Annotated in this window: 15 protein-coding genes; 2 read left to right on the top strand and 13 right to left on the bottom strand. The window is 27.5% G+C overall.

What is annotated here, in order from left to right; translation table 11 throughout:
• Positions 1-35 precede the first annotated feature (35 nt).
• The 4 genes from HYG85_RS11885 to HYG85_RS24785 all read right to left on the bottom strand — a co-directional run bounded on the left by HYG85_RS11885 (position 36) and on the right by HYG85_RS24785 (position 2,450).
• The gene (locus HYG85_RS11885) at positions 36-527 is read right to left on the bottom strand and encodes a QueT transporter family protein (protein WP_212693589.1); all 492 of its coding nucleotides are present in this window, start codon (positions 525-527) and stop codon (positions 36-38) included.
• A 195-nt stretch (positions 528-722) separates the two neighbouring features.
• Positions 723-959 (bottom strand): hypothetical protein, encoded by a 237-nt coding sequence (locus HYG85_RS11880; protein WP_212693588.1) that lies wholly within the window; start codon positions 957-959, stop codon positions 723-725.
• 402 nt (positions 960-1,361) lie between these two features.
• Positions 1,362-1,754 carry a hypothetical protein gene (locus HYG85_RS11875; RefSeq protein WP_212693587.1) on the bottom strand — a complete coding sequence of 131 codons (393 nt, stop codon included), beginning with the start codon at positions 1,752-1,754 and terminating at the stop codon, positions 1,362-1,364.
• A gap of 615 nt (positions 1,755-2,369) precedes the next feature.
• The gene (locus HYG85_RS24785; RefSeq protein WP_408647989.1) at positions 2,370-2,450 is read right to left on the bottom strand and encodes a hypothetical protein; all 81 of its coding nucleotides are present in this window, start codon (positions 2,448-2,450) and stop codon (positions 2,370-2,372) included.
• Between the two features lie 388 nt (positions 2,451-2,838).
• Here HYG85_RS24785 and HYG85_RS11870 point away from each other — a divergent pair, with 388 nt between their 5' ends.
• Complete coding sequence (locus HYG85_RS11870) at positions 2,839-3,840, top strand: hypothetical protein (protein ID WP_212693586.1); 1,002 nt, start codon at positions 2,839-2,841, stop codon at positions 3,838-3,840.
• A 481-nt stretch (positions 3,841-4,321) separates the two neighbouring features.
• On the opposite strand, the gene HYG85_RS11865 is transcribed toward HYG85_RS11870, so the two are convergent.
• Positions 4,322-4,720: a hypothetical protein gene (locus tag HYG85_RS11865; protein WP_212693585.1), complete on the bottom strand. Its 399-nt coding sequence runs from the start codon at positions 4,718-4,720 to the stop codon at positions 4,322-4,324.
• A 341-nt stretch (positions 4,721-5,061) separates the two neighbouring features.
• On the opposite strand from HYG85_RS11865, the gene HYG85_RS11860 reads away from it, so the two are divergent.
• On the top strand, positions 5,062-6,285 hold the full coding sequence (locus HYG85_RS11860) for a stalk domain-containing protein (RefSeq protein ID WP_212693584.1): 1,224 nt from the start codon (positions 5,062-5,064) through the stop codon (positions 6,283-6,285).
• A gap of 231 nt (positions 6,286-6,516) precedes the next feature.
• Here HYG85_RS11860 and HYG85_RS11855 read toward each other — a convergent pair whose 3' ends face one another.
• From HYG85_RS11855 to HYG85_RS11820, 8 genes are all read right to left on the bottom strand, one after another.
• On the bottom strand, positions 6,517-6,684 hold the full coding sequence (locus HYG85_RS11855; protein ID WP_212693583.1) for a hypothetical protein: 168 nt from the start codon (positions 6,682-6,684) through the stop codon (positions 6,517-6,519).
• A 218-nt stretch (positions 6,685-6,902) separates the two neighbouring features.
• On the bottom strand, positions 6,903-7,592 hold the full coding sequence (locus HYG85_RS11850) for a hypothetical protein (protein WP_212693582.1): 690 nt from the start codon (positions 7,590-7,592) through the stop codon (positions 6,903-6,905).
• 154 nt (positions 7,593-7,746) lie between these two features.
• On the bottom strand, positions 7,747-8,649 hold the full coding sequence (locus HYG85_RS11845; RefSeq protein WP_113673151.1) for a hypothetical protein: 903 nt from the start codon (positions 8,647-8,649) through the stop codon (positions 7,747-7,749).
• Positions 8,650-9,181: 532 nt separating this feature from the next.
• On the bottom strand, positions 9,182-9,400 hold the full coding sequence (locus HYG85_RS11840; RefSeq protein WP_244971316.1) for a hypothetical protein: 219 nt from the start codon (positions 9,398-9,400) through the stop codon (positions 9,182-9,184).
• Positions 9,401-9,932: 532 nt separating this feature from the next.
• The gene (locus HYG85_RS11835; protein ID WP_113673150.1) at positions 9,933-10,124 is read right to left on the bottom strand and encodes a helix-turn-helix domain-containing protein; all 192 of its coding nucleotides are present in this window, start codon (positions 10,122-10,124) and stop codon (positions 9,933-9,935) included.
• Between the two features lie 261 nt (positions 10,125-10,385).
• Positions 10,386-11,000 (bottom strand): nucleotidyltransferase domain-containing protein, encoded by a 615-nt coding sequence (locus HYG85_RS11830; protein ID WP_212693581.1) that lies wholly within the window; start codon positions 10,998-11,000, stop codon positions 10,386-10,388.
• An 11-nt stretch (positions 11,001-11,011) separates the two neighbouring features.
• Positions 11,012-11,695, bottom strand: coding sequence for a DUF1287 domain-containing protein (locus HYG85_RS11825; protein WP_244971315.1), 684 nt, complete (start codon positions 11,693-11,695; stop codon positions 11,012-11,014).
• 14 nt (positions 11,696-11,709) lie between these two features.
• Entirely contained in the window at positions 11,710-14,484 is a 2,775-nt protein-coding gene (locus HYG85_RS11820; RefSeq protein ID WP_212693580.1) for a C39 family peptidase, read from the bottom strand.
• Positions 14,485-14,697: the final 213 nt, after the last annotated feature.

Genomic DNA, 14,697 nt, shown 5'->3' with positions numbered 1-14,697 from the left:
ATACTATAAAAGCGCTAGTAAATAGCGCTTTTTCATTATCTAAAAATTTTATTTTTATATTTATCTAATACTAATAGTAATGGAAATCCAATACCATAACATGCGATAAATTGTCCAAGTCCTACCCAGGCAATAAAAGAAAATAATGTTGCATTAAATTCTAACTTACCAAACGTACCAAAGTATATTAGTGCTCCAACTATAAATGCATTAACTATAATCGGAGGTATTGGTACCAATCCTTTTTTTCTTCTTAGACGATAAGACAAATAAGCTGCAATTAAAGTAGCTAAACTACCAAACACTATGTCTACCATACCGAATTTTGATATAAAAATATTAGATAATAGACAACCAATGGAAAGTCCTGGTATTGCTGCTGGAGTGAAAAATGGTAGTATTGTAAGGGCTTCTGATATCCTAACTTGCATATAGTCTGTACCAAAAGAAGCAAAAGGCAAGGTAAATACAACATAAATAGCCGCAATCAAACCTGCTTGCGTTAAAAACTTTGTACTTCTATTCATTTTATGTTCCTCCCTAGTTTTGTTTAGTGTCAGGATGGTTTCGAACTGACAATTCTATATTATAGCATATATTAAGCATAAATAAAAGGCTATTTTATCATGTTTTTATCATTTTTATTATTATAATATTGATAGTATATAAAAAAGTTTGTTAGCACTTTGTTAGCAGTATACACATAGAAAAGCAAGCCATAATTAGACTTGCCTTCCTGTTATAAATGATATCAAATCTTTACTAAAATTATAATTTTTGTTTGCACATGCGTTTTCAACTTCTTTTAATGTACATATAATACATCTTTTTTCAATTGCTTGCATACACCCAAACAAATCATAATCATTTCTATGGTCTGGGTGTAATTTATTATCGTTAACAATTTCTTTAAATTCTGCTTTCATGCATCTAAAACTTGCATATTCTGTACTTGTCATTATGAATTACCTGTTACTTATATTACAATACTAACTTATATTCGTGTAAAGCGTTTTTGAGTAAATTCAATACACATGAATCAGTATTTTTAAAGTCTATAATTAATCAGCATATCCCTTTTCATTATATATTAATACAAAGGTGTTATGCATATGTTTTAACCATTATGATTACCTCTCATATATTAGGGTATAGCATTAATCGGTTCTTTTGCTGTTTTTAGGCAAATTAAAATAGCCTATTTAAGGCTCCTATGTACTGATTAGTGCTTAGTAATGATATATTTTATGTTAAATTACATCAATAAAACATACTACAACATTAAATATATCAAATCCCCAGCTAATGAATACAATGAGCTGGGGATATAGCTTTTCTTTCCTTACAAATCTTTATTTTATTTAATCTTCATAGTCATATATTGTATCTAAGTGATCATTATCGGCATAATACTTTACTTTAGCTTTAACAGCATCACTTGGATATTCAAGCGTTTCAAAAACAAATGATGCATTATTCCTAGTAATTTCATCTTTATCAATTCTATCTCCAGATTTGTCATACCAATATATGAAAATCTCAAAATCAGCTCTTTTACTTCCTGAATTTGATCCCATAAAGATATCTAACTCATCATCTGAATCGTCAACATTAAGACCCCAATAAAAATCAGCATTCTCTTCAGTAACAGATGCATATGTTGATATAGGATTGATAATAAGTAGACTAGCAAATAAGCAAATACATAATTTAGTTAATACATTAAGTTTTAATTTTTTAGTTTTGTTTTTCATATTAATATCTCCTTTGTTTAAATTATACTTCGATCGAAAGCAAAAAAATTATACCATAATAATTCAGAATTGTTTGTCTAAACTTGACATATAATTTCGTTCTTTTTCGACTACACCTGTAGTTATGGCAAGTATAACATTTTTATCTTCTTGTGAGTTCCAAAAATAATATTATTACTAAAAAAGCTAAGGAGTAGTCCCAAAATAACACTTTAATATTAATACAAAATAGAGGATATCATCATAACAAGCAAAATTAACAAAATAAATACTAATTTCCAATTAATTATGCGTTAATTTTAGTTTAAATTTATTAAATATTAATTAACTTTGATTATTCAATTCTTTTCGGCATACTTTTTAAATAAAAAGATTTGTAATAATGACATCAGCTGATAAAAAATTAAGGAGGAATTGATTATGAAAAATAAAATACTATTAATTTTAATACAACCAACTACTATTTTGACCAACAGCCAAAAAGTGTTCTTAATAAAGTAAAAAATTAGGTTGAAAATCAATCACCACCTATTGCATATATCTTATCATTAACTTCAATAATAGCAAAATGAGTTCTTGCTGTTGGCATATCTGCTTTCTGGCTCCAAGTATTAGTTAGCGGATATCCTCCTCTACTATATTATGATATTTACCACTGTTTTTTCCTCCAACAACATATATTTTGCCACCTTTGATTGTTCCTAATACCAGTGGTAGTTTAATTTCTTTTTTGATTAATCTTTTTATCGTCCTCCCTCCTCTGATAGCACTTGTGATACTATCTAGGTTTTATTGGTATATACAGATTTAAGTGGCTTTTGTTCTGGATTAGAAAGAGTTACTACAAATTTGTTTGATGCATTAAAAAGGTCAAGGACTTCAATTAATTAGTTATTAAATCAGTGCTTATTTTTTCTGCTACTTAAGTACTCATATATATCCCATACATTCCAATACTTTAGACAGAATAATTTATATTTTAGATTACATAAAATGTAGTAAAATTGATTTATAAGTGTTATAATGTTAGTTGCTTCTAGAGTTTGCATCTAGTTATTTTTAATCACTACGGAGGAATTTATAAATGAAGAAAACTATTATATTAATTATTTTATTTACTTTTATACTATCTACTGTCTCTATTGCCAATACTATTCAATATGAAGAAAAGGCGATCTCATTAAAAGAATTAGGTTTATTTAATGGTAATGATAAAGGATTTGAATTAGAACGAACTCCTTCTAGAATAGAAGCTATGATAATGTTAATTAGGTTATTAGGTAAAGAAAAAGAATCTGTTGAATCAAACTACACACATCCATTTACAGATGTTCCTAATTGGGCTGATAAACAAATAGGTTACTTATATGAAAATGAGTTTATATCAGGAATTGGTAATAATCTACTAGGATCAAAACAATTAATAAGTGCTAAATCTTATGCAACACTAATGTTAAGAGTTTTAGGGTACGACGATAATAAAGGTGACTTTAAATGGTCAACAGCTCTTAAAAAAGCAAATGAATTAAATATGCTTGATGAAGATGAATTAGCTAATTTAAGCAAAAAACAATTCTTACGAGATGATATGGTTAACCTAACATTTAATTCGTTAAACATAGCATTAAAAGACGAATCTAATAAATCTTTAGCATTAAAATTAGTATTAGAAGATGTAATATCTAAAGAGATTGCAATATCTAAAGGTCTAATTGAAGAAGTCCCTATGACAAAATTATTTTCTTCAACTCCTATTAATTTAACAAATTCAGATAGAATTAAGCAATATCCAAAATTAACGAATGAAATTAATATAGAATCATTATCTACTGGAAATTATTTTGACGGTCCTATACCACTACGAATATCCGTAGATAGAAACAAATTACCAAATGCATATTCACTCGTTGCGATAGATGAACAAATTATTGACAGGATACCTTGGGATAAACTAATGGATCTAGAAAAGAACTGGAAGCTAAATGATGAAAATTCTACTGAATACCTTTTGCCATCCCTATATTCTGTTACAGTATTTATAATTCTAGATGATAGTGGTGATATTTTAGGATATAGTGCATATTAATTTTTTATCAATATTGGATATTATATTCAATAAGAACTTGGGGGTTTGAGTCCCCCAACTGCATTAACGTATTTATATATAAAGGCAGACAATAGCCTTTTTAAATTACTTTTGGACATGATCTGGTACACTTTAAAAAGATAAAACACCTGTTAATATTTTTATTATAGATGATTCTAATCAGAAAATATAATACTTTATAATTACGAATCATTCATATGTAATTTATCAAGTAAAACATTTATATCGCTTTCTGAAACAGCTTCTTTCAATCGTCTATTTATTTCGCTTTCTTCTAGATTTTTATTCTCAAAATAGACCTTTTTATTTTGTCTAAAACTTTACACCCTTTGGATTTTTCAGTGAGAATTTTTATATAGTCGTCCATAGTTATTTTTCTAAACGTTCCATTAGTCCAATAAGCGTTTGCCCAATCAAGTATAGCAGTAGATTTATACGGTACAATATTCTAATCAGTGCTTTAGTAAGTCTTTTTCTTATAATATGTACTAACCTTCTTAGAAATTGACATAGATAAGACTACAATAACATTGATAATAAACAATAAAAAATTACATACTGTAATATCAAGTAATCTAAAGATTTGTAAATTAATTAAGGCTGATATTAAAGATAAAATTACAACTCCCCATCTAGCCCAGTTTTTCCCTTTATATGCCTCTATAGCCAAGCCTAATACAATACACAATCTAAAAAATGCACCTACTCCTATGCTCGCAATATTATTTGGGGATAACATTTTATTCATTGCTATAGCATTAATAATAATATTGATTAAAACAATGACGCCACTACTAACAAATAAAAATAGATTAATCCCAACCAACTTTTTAGTACTTATTTTATTTATTAAATTCATTTTCATGCTCCAATTCTATTATACTAAATACAACTTTAATATTATATATTTTTATCCATCAATATCAATGGTAAATACTGGTTTACTAATACTTTATCTAATTTTTTAGTAATATTACGTGTTATATTTTATCTCAAAATTGTCCCCATGTCCATACTATTACATTCTTCTTTACTGCTAATAAATGATATCATATATTTTTAATAAAATATTTGAAGCATTAACATACATATGTTAAAATATGTAAGTAACTCATTAGATTTTCAGTAAAATCACATTACCTGAATCTAACAAAAAAATATGAAGTTAAGTATTAATAACAAGTAGAAGGAGATAATGAAATGATTATGAAAAGAAAAATAGCTATGATTTTATCTATGTTCATATTACTGTCATTACCACAATATGGACTTACGCTTCACGCTACAGCAAACACTGCTAAAATAATTGTAGATGGAGAAGAAGTAATATTTACAGAAGATAGTGGTATGCCTTTTATTGATGAGAACAATCGAACACAAGTACCTTTTAGAATTACATTGGAACAAGCAGGCGCTGCTGTATCTTGGGATGATGAGAATAGAACAGCAATAGCTAAAAAAGATGATATTACTGTGAAAGTGCCAATAGACAAAAACTATATCATAAAAAATGGTAGAATAATATATAATGATACAGTTTCTTTAGTTAAAAATGGCAGAACTTATTTACCTATTAGAGTAGTAATGGAAGCATTAGGTTACGAGGTAGGTTGGGATAACCCTACAAGTTCAGTATTAATCACTCCTACAGAATCAGTGGGGGTTGCTACAGATAAACCTATATATTATGTAAACATGATGAGTGATATGTGTTATTATAATAATGAAGATACAGGATATAGAATATATAGACTTAATAGTGATGGAACTAGTACTAAAATATCTAAGAATAAAGCATATACGTTAGGAATTATAGGAGATACTATATACTACATGAATTTTGCTGAACTAGAAAGAGAAGATGGTTTTGTACAACGAGGAACTTTATGGCAAATCAATAAAGATGGTACAGAAGAAAAGGCAGTACTAGAAAATATTAATATACTAACTATGGATACAGATGGGGAATATATATATTTCACCAGTAATGCTTATGGTCAAAATATTATGCGAATGAAGCCTTCTGAAGAACCAGAAATATTTGTTAAAGATTGTTTGTCCTATAAAGTGCATTATTATGATGGTCAACTTTATTATCTAGATGTAAATGATAATTATTCTACTAGACGTATAGATATAAACACACTCGAGAAAGAACTAGTAACTGATTATCAATCAAATTATTATGCTGGATTTATGATGTTAGCGTATAAAAATTATTTCATTATGAATTGGGCTGATACAGGAAATTCAATAGTTTTAAATATGAAAGATGGTACATATAATCAAGATATAGAAGATTTATCATATAGACGTGTCAGTGAAAATGTAATAATTACAGTAGATATAATAGATTGGAAAAACTCCGAACTAAAATTTATTGACGCAGAGAGTTTCCTTAAGACTTTAAATGTTAAAAAATAGGAGGGTATAAAATAGCCCTAGTTCTCTTATATTAATTTGACATTGAAGACAAACAAAGATGTAAAGACTCTACCTCTCTTGAGAATGTGTCCTTACATCTTTATTTTTTTGCTTTTTTAGTAAAATTCCCTCATAATCTAGGTGCTTCTTAATATTTGATACTTCACTAAGTGTATTTTATATATTTATTACAAGTACAAAAATAAGAAGCCTTTTTAAGGCTCCTATGTACTAGTTAATTCTTTTGCGTGGATTTCTACCAAGTAAATATACTATTACTCCGAATGGTCCCATTAACACCAATGATCGTGAACATATAATATTATCATTTCTATGATCTTTACTATCTATCCACACCCATATGCCGGAAATTATCCATACAATAATCAACCATATCATATGCCTCACCTCTTTATCTGATTTGTTAGTATCTATATTTATAATATTAGCAAATATCAATCTTATATGCAATAAAAATTAGATTTATTTTTATTTATCAAATAATAAAAGCCATTTTCTATTTACTTATCCATCTTTTATAGTTTTTTACTTTTTTTAATACAAAACTTTTTTCTGGCTACTTTCTAGTGGTTGATTATATTCTGTACAATTACATATTATTCTGACCATATTATAGCCCCATCAAACCCATAACCATCATTAGCCAAATAAATCTCATGGGTATCCCCTTTTGAATCTTTCCATTTTATTTTTTCACTAGGAATCCCACATGGTAAATATGTTTCAATATATACTGCTTGATTTCTTACCTCTTCTAACTCGTCGATGACTCTTACTTCATCTAGTTTATCAGTTTCGTCATTCCATTTAAGCTCTATTAATTGAAAGTCATAAATACTACCAATAACTTCTGCTTTAAAATGTTCTCCTTCACCTAATCCTTTAATCTGTATTTTTTCATAACTCTCAACCATTTGATTAACATTATTACCTATGATTGATATAGGTTGTGATGCAATATCGGTTTTATCAAAGATATATCTAATCTCTTTTTCATCAACAGTAATTATTCTTAATTCCTCGTTAGTAGGTAAAACTCCATCTACATCTTCTTGGTTTTTGATATTTTCCAACTGTTTGTTTAAATCAACGATTTGTTCTTCTAATTCCTCTATTTTTATTTTTGCATTATTTAATTCCTTTACAACTTCTTCATTTTCTATAGTAACAATTTGTTTTTCAACTACTTGTGATGTTACTTTGTCATGGGAAATACCTTGATTATCCTTACATCCCGTTAACATAACTACAAAAATCAAACCTAGCATAAAAACATGTTTCTTCATTTTATTTACCTCTCATCTTTAGATATTCTAATACTCATATAATACTATCAGATAATCTAATTATAATCAATAAATAAGACTTTGCTTTTTAGCAAAGTCCTATACAATTAAATATTTAACTACATTACTCTAAATAACTTAGTTCTCTTATAATTTAATATATAAATACATGTCTTTCATATGGAATAGGCATTATTAGTGTTCCATAAAAAACTTCTCTGCTAGAAAAATCATATCCACTTATTGTCTCATGTTTATAACCATCTTCATATTCACGTAATACTCTTTTAACCTCTGGAATCTGATAATAGTCATCCTCATAATGATGAGGTGGACAAGTTACATGATATCTATACACTCTTCCATCTTCTAACTGAACTGTAATATCAAACTCATACATATGATAGGGATCTTCATCTGGATAAGGTGGTGGAGTAGTAACGTTAGTATAAGTCACTTTAGTTTTTTTGTCATAGACTCTAAAAGGAACATAATCTGATACAACATCATATATATCTTGGCAAAAACCTGCATAAATATTACAATATCTAGCACTTGCTGGAGCGTCTTCAGGGAATACATATGTAGTACCCTTTGATATAGAATATGATGCACTCTCTGCATTATGAGTTTGTAAAGTAGTGCTCATGGATGAACTAATCCCTTTTTCTGCTGATTGAAAACTTGAAGATGATGTACTGCTTGAACTCCAATCTACAGAACTGCTTCTTGTCGCTGTATAGCTTTCAGTAACTGATTTTGTTTGCCCTCTATATAGATTTAAAATAAATTGTGATTGTTGTAAAGTAAGATCTGTAGATTTACGTTTTATATATCTTATTCTATATTTATACTTGTTACCGTTACTATCAGTCATATCTTCATAACCTGCACTAGAATTCTCATCATAGTTATTACCAATATAAACAGGCTCCTCATCTTCCGTTAAAAGGTTTATAGGAACCATTTTAACATCTACATTACTAGAATTAGCACTTACAGGTAATGTAAAAGTTGTTAATATGATTATTAAAATAATAGCATACAATTTTTTCATTATACCATTCCTCCATAAATAATATTTTTTTATACCTCAAAATCAAATAACCTAAATAAAAGTATATCTTAACTAGATATATACAAAGATATTTTTTCATTATGATTGATATTTATAATGTATTTATACAATGAAACTTGTCCTACATTTCTATCATTTTTTGTATTTATCATATGTACTTTTATGGGTATTTTTAGATAAAGATTTAGATTCGTATTATTGTAACAGATGAGTTTTCATTGACAGGTAATTAAAAAGAAGTTCATATAAGCTATATTCATAGCCAAAACTTTTTTATTCAATCCCCCCATTCTTTTAATTGTCTTTAGTTAATAACAATTAATTATTTTGTAATTAATTATATCATATTAATTCTATATATTCAATAATTCTTATAATAATATTTAATCCAACTTTTTTTAATTATTCGATATATTTATCTAAAGCATAACAAATATTGACACACATAAAAAGCAACCAAAATGGCTGCTCTTTTATTTAAAAGTATATATTTTAATAATAAAGTCATCTATTAAATTTTATTAGAATTATTATCAAGATATTCTTTTCTATTATTATCAATGTATATATCCAACGCTTTTATACCTCTTTTTGCCAGTTTTATCAATAATACTAGTAAGTATATTGAAAGTGCAAACAATCCAATATAAATAATTATTGTGATGATGTGTAAAATGATTTGAGACACCATAGCCCCACTAGGACTTATTATGTAATTTTGATTGTGCATAATTATAATCTCCCTTATTTTTAATTTTATGGTATGTATTGGTTTAAATTAATAATCAATAATGCAACAAAATTACTTTATAAATGTTTTACCAAAATATTCAGTCATTATTCGTTATAATAAAATACGTACTCAACTAATATTGATTATTATAACTATATTTTACAATATCATCTATTATAATACAAATATATTTCAGTATTAACTACACCTGATTTTAAAACTGATTTACAATATATTGTTAATTTCATTGTGTGAAATATAATATTGAGTGGTAAGTAGATTAGATTGAGAATTATAAAAGATACTATACATAAGGGTAAGATAAATATAGGGGTTTGTAAACATTATTATTAAACACATGGGCAATTTTCATTTACCCTGTATTTTTATAGTCCGGACTAAGTAGCATAAAACCTTACAACAACTAAGTACTATCATTATTGCAACAGCGCTGTCAGGTACATTTTACCATAAAAAAGTATCTATGGGTTTCTGACTATGATTATTATAATCAACATTATGCAAATATTTAATCTTCAACTAATAATTCGCTTACTTTAACATCTAAAGCTTTTGCTATTTTCTCTAATGTTTCAATTGTAGGTGATTCTTTATAATTTTCTAATTTGGATATTGTTGCTTTGGATATTCCAGCTTTTTTGGCTAACTGTGATTTGTTGTAATTCCTGATTTCTCTAATTTCTCTAATTCTAAATAACATATGTCCCACCACGCAAGTCTTTTAACTATACTTTACATCAGAGATATAGATATTTCACTAGGTAAATACTGGAAAACTATTTATTACTTCAAACTCTTTTTTTACTTTGACTACACTTGGATTCAATAAATATGTAATCTATTATAGCATACAGATTCAATCTATACTAACAATAATTTTATAGGGACTGTCCTAAAATACATTTTATTTCAAAATCCAATAAAATATATAGACAGCCCCTAATCCATACTTAATTTAACACTATTTACTTACAATATACTCTATAAGCTTTCTACATTCTTCACTACCCGCTTCTCCTTCAAATGCATTCTTAAATAGTATATATCCTTCTTCGTCATTCTCCTGTAACCATCTCAATGCATTCTTGACTCCTAGAAACCATTTTCCTTGTAGTTCAAAATATATTTCTAACGATTCTTTTATCATCCAGTGATGTCTATACAAACCTTCTACATCACCTTTTTTTGTTCTTCTGAACATCTTGAGCAGCCAATCTCTATTAAACTGTTTTTTTCCTTCATCTAGCTGGGCTGGTCCATCATCATATACTTCTTGTATCTTATTAATAAAATCTTGTGCCATCCCTTTATCATCTAATAATATTCTGTTATTTAGTATATGGAGATAATTTTCTGGTTCCTTCATCTGTTTTGTATCGTATATCCAAACATCCAACTGCTTTCCATTAAATACCTGAGTATCATTACAGCTTGCTATACCATCTCCGAAACAGATAATATCTATATCGCTCTCTTCAGTAAAATCTCCTCTTGCATATGAACCGTATAAAATAATAATATGACATTTATATTTTTCTTTTAGATAATCTTTTAATTCCGATAATAATTTATTCATATAAAGCTCCTTCAAATTTCAATATTAACAAATCTAAAATGCCCTATGATGTTATTACCATCACTCCATTTTAACAATCTATCCTCTTCTTTTGGATAATTATAGGCATTGTGTATAACATACGGTATACCATCTTTCCTTCTCTTATTAGATATGATTGCAATATGGTCTGGATGAGATAAAATCACAATATCTCCTCCCTGCCACTGAGTAAGATTATTCTTATCATATGGAATAACTTCTATAGGTAGATTAGTCATGTATTTCTTCATGAAAACATATTGATTCTTTACCCTTCTAAAATCAATATTAGTATCAATCTTATCAATTCTTGGATAATCATCAGGATTTAGTTCTATATCTTTATCCATGTTATCTTTCAAGATATAACCTGCATTATCAAGAGCTCTCCATATTACATCGGTACACACTCCTTCATCTTGGGGAGGATATCCTCCTGCATAATAACCACTTTTATATTTTGTATGATTCTTAACCTCTTTTTTAGCACCTTCAATTATATCTGCTTGATCGTTTAATCCATCTTTGTCCAAATCATTTACACAGCTTATAGTCTCTATATTTATTGACGGTCTAAAAACATAAAACACATCATCATGTTTATATTTATTATAAATCCCAAAAGTAATAAGTATTATAACTCCTATTCCTATTAATTTTATACCCTTTTTCAATATTTAATCACCTTCTACTTATAAATCAAGATGGCTTGTCTCCCCATATCTTCCCAGCCGTTCTTGAAATCTTTTCTTGGCTTCTTCCTCAACATATTCTTGGACGGGTCATTAAAGTAAACGTATTTATCATCATACCCTATGACAAGTACTGAATGTGATGTATAACTTATTTCCATGATACCATTAGGGGTCACCCACTGTTGTATAGATGACATTGGCACTTTATTATATATATTAGGCGAGCTTACCCATACTGGTTTACCTGTTCCAACATAATATAAGACATCTTCAAAATTGCTTCCAGATATATTAAGAATATCAGGAGAGTATCTCTCAGCTAGTTCCACTATTGGTTCATTGTAAACAGAATATCCTTTATTGGCTACATTAGCTATATCACCAACAAATCCTGAATGTGGATCTCCAAAATTAATCATACCATCAACAATTGTATATTTTGTGCTATCTTTAATTACTTCATTGGCTAACTGCATCTTATCCAACTTATCAGTCCTATAATGATTAAGCAACATAGCAAGACTGGTTACTTCACATCCTCTAGGCAACTCTGGTTTTTGTGGAATAACAGGTATACCTTGTATCTTCATTGAACTTCTAAAGTCATTTTGATACATTATCTTGTTATTATCCCTATCCGATTTTAAAATATAAGAATTATATCCATACTCTTTTTTTGCATTTAATGCTTGAGTCATATTGTCATAAACAGCTTTTATCTTACCTTGATTAATTAATTGGTAATGCTCATCTATGGAAGCAGGATTATATTTTATTCTTTTATTGCCTTGATATATATTCTTAATGGTATTTTTCTTCTCAACTTCATCGCATTCTATAAAATTATCGCTATTAATTGTAATTATATCATATCCTAGGGGTGATTCTATTGTATCTATTATGTAAGTTATTTCCTTATCCTTGGTATTCAAAACAAATTCTTCTTGTTTAACTGTTTGAGTTTTTACTTTTGAATATCTAGGATTAGCATTGATTCTTTTAACTTTTTTTACCGTAGTCAATTTAATCCCATTTATTGAGATTTCCACATTGGAATAAAAAGTACCTTTGGTTGGTATACATTCTTGAATAACTTTACCTGTGGAATCCAATACTTGAACTTTATTATAGTAATAGCTAACTTCTCCATTTAATTTTTCTATAGTCTCATGTACGTCATAATAACCTATAATTATATAATCCTTATAATTGCCTATGAGATTATTATTATATGTACCATCATTTATGTTTACCTCTTCTGCTGAACTGCCATTTATAATTATACCTTTAACATTTTTGTTTAATTTTATGTTACTATTTTCATTCCAGAAGATTGCTTTTCTATCTCTTGTAATAGTAATATTATCTTTATTAAATGGAATATCATCCGTTATATTAACAACACTTCTATTAGCAAAATTGAATTGATATAGCCCTCCATCTAAAATAGTATACATTAGATTATTGCCTTTTGGTCTATAAATATAACTATTTATATAATAATCCATCTTATCAAATCCATAAGGTAAATTGACAAAACCTAAGTTTTCATTATTTCCTAGGTAATAATTAAATTCATATAATGAGATTCCATTATCACCTTGATATTTTCCTGTATTCATATACCCATATACAATATAATTAATATTACCTTCATCATCTAGGCTGTTAATCTTTATTTTATGAGCATTATAATTATCTACTATATAATCACTATCTAATTTATCAAAACCAAATACTTTAGTTAGTTTGTTTGTTGTATTATCAAAAAGCCATAGTTGATTATTTTTTACAAAGGAATAAAATCTCATATTATCAGATTGCTCTTTGGAAGATATGATATCATTATCTCCAGTACCGACTATTATTTGTTTACTAGCTTTGTCAAAATAAGGATCAGTTTTAGTATATCCTTTTCTTTCAAAAGAATTTATTCTTGGCTGTTCTCTACCTGCAATTTCATACTTTTCAACGAAATCCCAATACTCAAATTCATGATTTGCTCTTACTGCTATTGTATAAGATAATTCTACCTGATAGATGCTGTTATTATTATCAATATTAGTTATACGGATTAGTGGTTCATTCATCTTTACAATATCCTTTTCATAATCCCATATAATACTATCTAATGGTGAATTATTGTTGACATAGTTAAATGAACCGGATTCTGATGTGCCTGTTCCAGTTACTAAACTACTTACCATTTTTTTATTCTTGTCAAAAGTGGCATTATGAAACTTCATAACTTTTTTATTAATCTCATCAATTATTTTATTATCTTCCAAATAAAAATGTTGATAGTATTTTAAGGATGTTTTACCTCTGTCATTATAATTTATATTTAAAACATAAGGATAATCCTTTTTATCTAACTTAGGAATAATTAAGTTAGCAATAGTATGATCATCTTTGATAATAATGTTTCTCTTATTGATATTTGATTTAATCACAGATCTACCCGTAAGGGTATCAATAATTTCATAAGTTATTTTAGCCGTTTTTGAAGTACTAGTCATATACAATTCTATTACCTGGTCAGAATTAAAATTCGTATAACAATCACCTGTAAGCATATCCATCTTATCTACATATGGATACATTACATTATATAGTATATTATCCTTTTTAATTATCATAATAGGAGATGTATCCAATCCCTTTGAAATAGTTGGTATCATATCTTCTTTATTTCTTATATATGTAAATGAAACCAGCATAGATATTAACAAAATCAATAATACTAATCTGAAACCTAGTTTTTTCACGTAATCACATCCTTGCAGCCCTCTTGAAATTATATATTTAATAAGTAGCATATACTCTTATATAAAAGTTATCAGAGGCAACTACAAATGTCAATTATAATGGCATTTTTTTCTACAATTTTAGTTAAATAAGACTATTATTCTTATGTCTTTACTATTATATACCTGATAAAAATTATATTTTTAATATTTGACGAATCACAATTACATAAT

This window comes from Vallitalea guaymasensis (genome assembly GCF_018141425.1).
Taxonomy (GTDB): Bacteria; Bacillota; Clostridia; order Lachnospirales; family Vallitaleaceae; genus Vallitalea; species Vallitalea guaymasensis.
Note: the sequence above shows the minus strand (reverse complement) of the source record. Positions and strands in the feature narration are given on the sequence as shown.

Bases quoted from the DNA above. Each gene is read 5' to 3' on its own strand.
- HYG85_RS11845 (WP_113673151.1), bottom strand. From the start codon at position 8,649: ATGAAAAAATTGTATGCTATTATTTTAATAATCATATTAACAACTTTT.
- HYG85_RS11875 (WP_212693587.1), bottom strand. From the start codon at position 1,754: ATGAAAAACAAAACTAAAAAATTAAAACTTAATGTATTAACTAAATTA.
- HYG85_RS11885 (WP_212693589.1), bottom strand. From the start codon at position 527: ATGAATAGAAGTACAAAGTTTTTAACGCAAGCAGGTTTGATTGCGGCT.
- HYG85_RS11830 (WP_212693581.1), bottom strand. From the start codon at position 11,000: ATGAATAAATTATTATCGGAATTAAAAGATTATCTAAAAGAAAAATAT.
- HYG85_RS11880 (WP_212693588.1), bottom strand. From the start codon at position 959: ATGACAAGTACAGAATATGCAAGTTTTAGATGCATGAAAGCAGAATTT.
- HYG85_RS11835 (WP_113673150.1), bottom strand. From the start codon at position 10,124: ATGTTATTTAGAATTAGAGAAATTAGAGAAATCAGGAATTACAACAAA.
- HYG85_RS11855 (WP_212693583.1), bottom strand. From the start codon at position 6,684: ATGATATGGTTGATTATTGTATGGATAATTTCCGGCATATGGGTGTGG.
- HYG85_RS11865 (WP_212693585.1), bottom strand. From the start codon at position 4,720: ATGAATTTAATAAATAAAATAAGTACTAAAAAGTTGGTTGGGATTAAT.
- HYG85_RS11870 (WP_212693586.1), top strand. From the start codon at position 2,839: ATGAAGAAAACTATTATATTAATTATTTTATTTACTTTTATACTATCT.
- HYG85_RS11850 (WP_212693582.1), bottom strand. From the start codon at position 7,592: ATGAAGAAACATGTTTTTATGCTAGGTTTGATTTTTGTAGTTATGTTA.
- HYG85_RS11860 (WP_212693584.1), top strand. From the start codon at position 5,062: ATGATTATGAAAAGAAAAATAGCTATGATTTTATCTATGTTCATATTA.
- HYG85_RS11840 (WP_244971316.1), bottom strand. From the start codon at position 9,400: ATGCACAATCAAAATTACATAATAAGTCCTAGTGGGGCTATGGTGTCT.